This window comes from Streptomyces sp. XM83C, assembly GCF_023072675.1.
In the GTDB taxonomy this organism is placed as follows: Bacteria; Actinomycetota; Actinomycetes; order Streptomycetales; family Streptomycetaceae; genus Streptomyces; species Streptomyces thermocoprophilus.
Genome location: NZ_JALLGL010000488.1, coordinates 1 through 2,842 on the forward strand (window position 1 = coordinate 1; position 2,842 = coordinate 2,842).

Consider the following 2,842-nt stretch of genomic DNA (forward strand, 5'->3'; position numbering starts at 1 on the left):
GGCTGGGGGCGACGACCGGGGGCGGGGACCGTTGCAGGCAACGGCACGCCGACCACCGACGAGGCGCCGGGCCGCCGACCCGCCACGGACACGCACGGCACGCACCCGGCCGACGGGGCGCCGAGCCGCCGGCCCGCGGGCAGTCGTGCCGCCGGGGCGGCACGGGTGGACGCGGACGGCACCCCGCCGGCGCCGGACGGCGCGACCCACCCCACGGCAACCACAGCCGACGGCCACGGCACGGCCCAGGGCCACCGGCCCCACCCGGCCGACGGCGCGCCGACAGCACACGGCACCGCACGGCACCCGGCCGACAGCCACGTCACCGCCGGGCCGGGCACGCCCAACCCCACCGCCGCCCTCCCCTGGGGCATCGCCACCCTCGCCGCCGGCCTCGCAACAGAGGCGTACGCGATGCGCACGACCACCCCCACCACCCTCCACCTCCCAGGCGGCCTCGGCACCGGCCCTGCCGCCCTCCTGGCCGGCTGGGTCCTCACCGCCGTCGGCCTGGCCCTCTCCGGCCCCGGCCTCACCCACCTGTGCGGCCTGCTGCTCCAGACGGCCCGTCCCGGCGCCCTCCGCCTCCTCGCCGGCCGCGTCCTGATGGCGGAGGCCTCCCGCATCGGCCGCCCCCTCGGCATCGTCTGCGCGGTCGCCTCGGCGGCGTACGCCCTGCCCACCCTCCGCCCCGACGGCGACCTCGGCCCGCTCACCACGCTCGGCGGCATCGTCGTCGCCGGCTGCGCGGTGGCCACGCTCCTCACCGCGGCCGTCGAGACACGGCAACTGCGCGCCGACACCACGGCGGCCCTGCTGCGCCTGGGCGCACCGGCGGGCATGCTGCGCAGCGCGGCGGCCCTGCGCGCGGCGGCACTGCTGGCGGTCTTCGGCCCGCTGACACTGATCGTCGCGGAACTGGCGGCCCTCCCCCTGACCGACTGAACAGCCGTACAGCCGTACGCCCCCGAGCCGAAGAAGTCCGCCGGCACGCGATGACTTTCGGCGCGCGAAGGGGTCCACAGACCGAGCAACGACACAGACACCGGCACCGAACGGGAGAGGCCCCATGTACCAGCAGATGATCTTCGTGAACCTGCCCGTGTCCGACCTGAACGCCTCCAAGGAGTTCTTCACCGGCCTCGGCTACTCGATCGACCCCCGCTTCAGCGACGAGAACGCCGCATCCGTCGTGATCAGCGACACGATCGTGGCGATGCTGCTGACGAAGGAGTTCTACTCGACGTTCACCGACAAGGAGATCTCCGACGCCAAGCGGACCAGCGAGGTGATGATCGCGCTGAGCGCGGAGACCCGCGAGAAGGTGGACGAACTGGTCGACCGCGCCCTCTCCCTCGGCGGCTCCCTCACCGGCAAGACCCAGGACCTCGGCTTCATGTACGGCCGTGCCTTCGACGACCTCGACGGCCACACCTGGGAGGTCGTCTGGATGGACCCGGCGGCGATCGAGGGCTGAGCCCACGGCGGACACGGCCGAGCCGACGCCGGTCGAAGACCGGGCCGCCGGCGCAGGCAGACACGGGCGGGTGCGCGTACGACGGCGGCACCCGCCCGGCCGTATGCCCCGCACCACGCGCCCCGCGCCCTGTGCCGGGCGCCCCGAGCCCCGAGCCCCCATGTACGTGTCCCAGCCACGGATCTGACGCACCGCAGGACCCTCACACCACCCCCGACGTGGGCGTTCCCCCTGCCACCCGCCCAGCGGTCGCGGCACCCGGCGACCGGATCGATGCGGTTACGGATGAGTTGAAACGTCACGGCAGTTAATAAGAGTGCAAAAGCAACTACCGTGACCGGCATATGCATTGACACCTCTTACGGCGCGCTTATAGACCTGTGAGTCTCCTGGGGGAGCTGTTGCCGCGCGCTCTTCGGTGGCCAACTCCCCGCAAACCCCCCTCAGTTGCAACACGTAAAGGACAAACGTGTCCATAACCCGCCGTACAGCCGCCCGTTCCGCGCGCATCCTCGGTGTCGCGTCCGCCACGGCCGCGCTCGCGCTCGGAACCGCCGGCCACGCGCTCGCCTGCAACATCTCCGAGTTCTCCGCCGAGGCCAAGTGCGACGGTGACAAGGGCGTCATCACCGTCACCGACAAGGACCCCTCCCGCACCGAGGCCGTCGTCACCGTGTTCCTCGAGAACAACGGCGCCGACGAGAAGAAGGTCGGCGAGCAGAAGGTGCGGGGCTCCCGCCAGGGCGTCACCATCACCTTCGCCGAGGACTGGAAGCCGAACGCGACCTACCGCATCCACGTCAAGGCCGGCAACCAGGTCGACGAGGACATCAAGCCGAACCTGACCACTCCGTCCAAGGGCTGCCAGACCGAGGAGTCCACCCCGCCGGCCACGCCTAGCTCCTCGGCCCCGGCTCCGTCCCCGTCCGCCTCCGCCCCGGCGGAGACCAAGACCCCGGAGCCGACCCCGTCCGCGAGCGAGAGCAGCACCGCTCCGGCCCCGGCCGCCCCGAGCAACGCCCCGTCCCCGGCCGCCGGTGAGTCCAACCTCGCCGAGACCGGTGCCAACTCGAACACCGGCCTGATCGCCGGTATCGCCGCGGCCCTGGTCGTGGTCGGCGGTGGCGCGGTCTTCTTCGGCTTCCGCCGCCGCAGCGCCAAGAACTGACGCACCACCACCGAACCCGGCACCGGTACCGGCAGAAAGACCGGTAGAGGTACCGGCACACGCACCGAAGAGGGCCCGCCCGGCCAGGGCGGGCCCTTCCCATGCACGCACCGGACCGGGGCCGACGCACCGCCGCTCATCGGACCGGGACCGACGCGCACCGCCGCTGCCGGTGGGGTCCGGGGGCTGCGGCGGCC

Annotated in this window: 2 protein-coding genes and 1 pseudogene; all 3 read left to right on the forward strand. The window is 73.0% G+C overall.

What is annotated here, in order from left to right; genetic code table 11:
• A pseudogene (locus tag MTQ10_RS29585) lies at positions 1–945 on the forward strand (hypothetical protein); the annotation flags it as partial.
• Positions 946–1,069: 124 nt separating this feature from the next.
• On the forward strand, positions 1,070–1,477 hold the full coding sequence (locus MTQ10_RS29590; RefSeq protein WP_247473494.1) for a VOC family protein: 408 nt from the start codon (positions 1,070–1,072) through the stop codon (positions 1,475–1,477).
• A gap of 469 nt (positions 1,478–1,946) precedes the next feature.
• Positions 1,947–2,645, forward strand: a complete 699-nt coding sequence (locus MTQ10_RS29595) for an LAETG motif-containing sortase-dependent surface protein (protein WP_247473497.1) — start codon at positions 1,947–1,949, stop codon at positions 2,643–2,645.
• The last annotated feature ends 197 nt before the right edge of the window (positions 2,646–2,842 follow it).

Bases quoted from the DNA above. Each gene is read 5' to 3' on its own strand.
- MTQ10_RS29590 (WP_247473494.1), top strand. From the start codon at position 1,070: ATGTACCAGCAGATGATCTTCGTGAACCTGCCCGTGTCCGACCTGAAC.